General features: G+C 71.1%; 2 protein-coding genes and 2 pseudogenes. 2 read left to right on the top strand and 2 right to left on the bottom strand.

The genetic code is table 11. From position 1 onward, the window contains the following. Window positions 1–115 (bottom strand): annotated as a pseudogene (locus RIF93_RS20150) (SdpI family protein); the annotation flags it as partial. A 20-nt stretch (window positions 116–135) separates the two neighbouring features. Next, complete coding sequence (gene erpA / locus RIF93_RS20145; protein ID WP_309093223.1) at window positions 136–468, bottom strand: iron-sulfur cluster insertion protein ErpA; 333 nt, start codon at window positions 466–468, stop codon at window positions 136–138. A gap of 84 nt (window positions 469–552) precedes the next feature. Here erpA and RIF93_RS20140 point away from each other — a divergent pair, with 84 nt between their 5' ends. Then, on the top strand, window positions 553–1,731 hold the full coding sequence (locus tag RIF93_RS20140) for a deoxyguanosinetriphosphate triphosphohydrolase (RefSeq protein WP_309093222.1): 1,179 nt from the start codon (window positions 553–555) through the stop codon (window positions 1,729–1,731). A 141-nt stretch (window positions 1,732–1,872) separates the two neighbouring features. After that, a pseudogene (locus tag RIF93_RS20135) lies at window positions 1,873–2,373 on the top strand (SPOR domain-containing protein); the annotation flags it as partial.

Genomic DNA, 2,373 nt, shown 5'->3' with positions numbered 1-2,373 from the left:
GGAGGCCGAACCAGAAGAACAGGCGGCCGGCCAGTCGGTTGGCCTTGTCCCAGGCGAGCCGGCTGGCGTAGGTCCAAGGCGTGCGCACGCCCACCAGGGCGTTGGGGCCCACCTTGCTGGGCGAGGCGGTCCGGATCAGATGGAGAAGCTGACGCCGCAGCCGCAGCTGGACTTGGCGTTCGGATTGCGGATGCGGAACTCGGCGCCGGCCAGTTCGTCGACGAAGTCGATCTCCGAGCCCTTCAGCAGGGCGAGGGAGACGACATCGACCAGGGCCGCGGCGCCGTCGCGCTCGACCTTCAGGTCGTCGTCCTGCGGCTGCTCGACGAGTTCGAACTGGTACTGGAAGCCGGAGCAGCCGCCGCCTTCCACCGCCACCCGCAGCATGACGGGCCGGCCTTCGGCCTGGCCGATGGCGCGAATCCGCTCTGCGGCGGCGGGCGAGAGGGTGACGTCGGTGGTGGTCATGGCCTGTTAAACGAAATAGTGGCCTCGACTATATGAGGTTTCGTGCGGTCTCGACCAAGAGGCCCTGTGCTTAAGAACGGTTTGATGGCCGCGACCAATCCCCCGAGGGCTCCCTTCGCCGAAGATCCTGCGCGTTCGCGCGGCCGCAAGGCGCCGGAGGCCGAGAGCCGCACGCGCACGCCCTTCGCCCGCGATCGCGACCGGATCATCCACTCGACCGCCTTCCGCCGGCTGAAGGAGAAGACCCAGGTCTTCGTGGCGCACGAGGGCGACCATTTCCGCACGCGCCTGACCCACAGCCTGGAGGTCGCGCAGATCGCGCGTTCGATCGCGACCGCGCTGGGCCTGGACGCCGACCTGGCCGAGACCATCGCGCTGGCCCACGACCTGGGGCATCCGCCGTTCGGCCACGCGGGCGAAGACGAGCTGCAGGTGCAGATGCGCCAGTTCGGCGGCTTCGACCACAACGTCCAGACCTTCCGCGTCGTGACCAAGCTGGAGCGGCGCTATCCCGAATTCGACGGCCTGAACCTGACGTGGGAGACGCTGGAAGGCGTCATCAAGCACAACGGCCCGGTGACCGATAAGCTGGAGAAGCCCTCCTGGCGGGCCATCGCCGAGTTCGACGCCGAGTACGACCTGGGCCTCTCCGGCTGGGCCTCGGCGGAAGCCCAGGTGGCGGCTCTCGCCGACGACATCGCCTACAACAACCACGACGTGGACGACGGCGTCTCGGCCGGCCTCTTCTTCCTCAAGGAGCTGCTGGACGTGCCCTTGATCGGTCCGCACGTGCATTCCGCCCTGGCCGACTATCCGGACTGCGACCAGTCGATCATCCGGCTGGAGGCCGTCCGCCGCATGATCGGCGCCATGGTGGACGACGTGATGGCCGAAACCCGCCGGCGGGTGGAGGAGGGTGGCATCAAGGGGCCGGAGGACGTCCGTAACCTGGGCCAGGCGACCGTCGCGTTCTCGCGGGACATGGTCGAGGACCTGGCGGTCCTGCGCGGCTTCCTGATGGAACGGATGTACCGGCACTGGCGGGTCAACCGCACGCGCAGCCAGGCGCGGCGAATCCTGGCCGAGATGTTCCAGCTGTTCATGGCCGAGCCCGACGTGCTGCCGACCGAATGGCAGGTCCGGGCCCGGGAGCGCGACGAGGCCGGCCGGGCCCGGGTGGTCTGCGACTACATCGCGGGCATGACCGACCGCTTCGCGATCGAAGAGCACCGCAAGCTCTTCCACCTGGAGGTCTGGGGCTAGGGCTGCGCCGGCGCGCCGCATTCCCGCCGCGCATCGCCCACAGAAAATGGGCTCGCCGGGCGCTTGCGGGCTGCGGGGTTCGCTAGACTGCCGGTGATTCCGCGCGATTCGCGTCGCGCCAGATTCTTCGGAGCCCAGCCGATGACCGACCACGAGCGCGGCGCCTATACGCCTCCCACCGACGCGCCCCTGTCGTTCGACGCCCGCCAGCCGGTGCGCGGCGCCCGGCCCGTGCCGATCACCCTGATCATCAGCGTCCTGGTGCTGGCCGGCCTGGTGGCGGCGATCTTCGTCTTCTACCGCTCGGGCGTGCGCCAGGCGGGCGACGCCCCGCAGACCGTGGGCGCGCCCGTCGCCGGCATGAAGGAGGCCGCCCCCGCCGAGGCGCAGCCGACCGACCCCGCCGCGGGCCTGCAGATCTACCGCTCGGACGGGACGGGCGCGGCCGAGGCCGTGCCGCCCACCTTTACCCCGCCGCCCGAGGAGCCGCAGCCGCGGCCCGCGCCCACGACGCCGGTCGTGGTGGCCCAGGCGCCGGCCCCGCCGGCCCAGCCCACGCTGCGCCCGACGCTGCCGGCCGAGCCGCCGGCGCAGAAGGCCGCCACCCCGCCGGCCGCGCCGGTCGCGAAGGCTCCGGAACCC

The organism is Phenylobacterium sp. (genome assembly GCF_031181185.1).
GTDB lineage: Bacteria > Pseudomonadota > Alphaproteobacteria > Caulobacterales > Caulobacteraceae > Phenylobacterium.
This window is presented reverse-complemented; position numbering and strand designations above follow the sequence as displayed.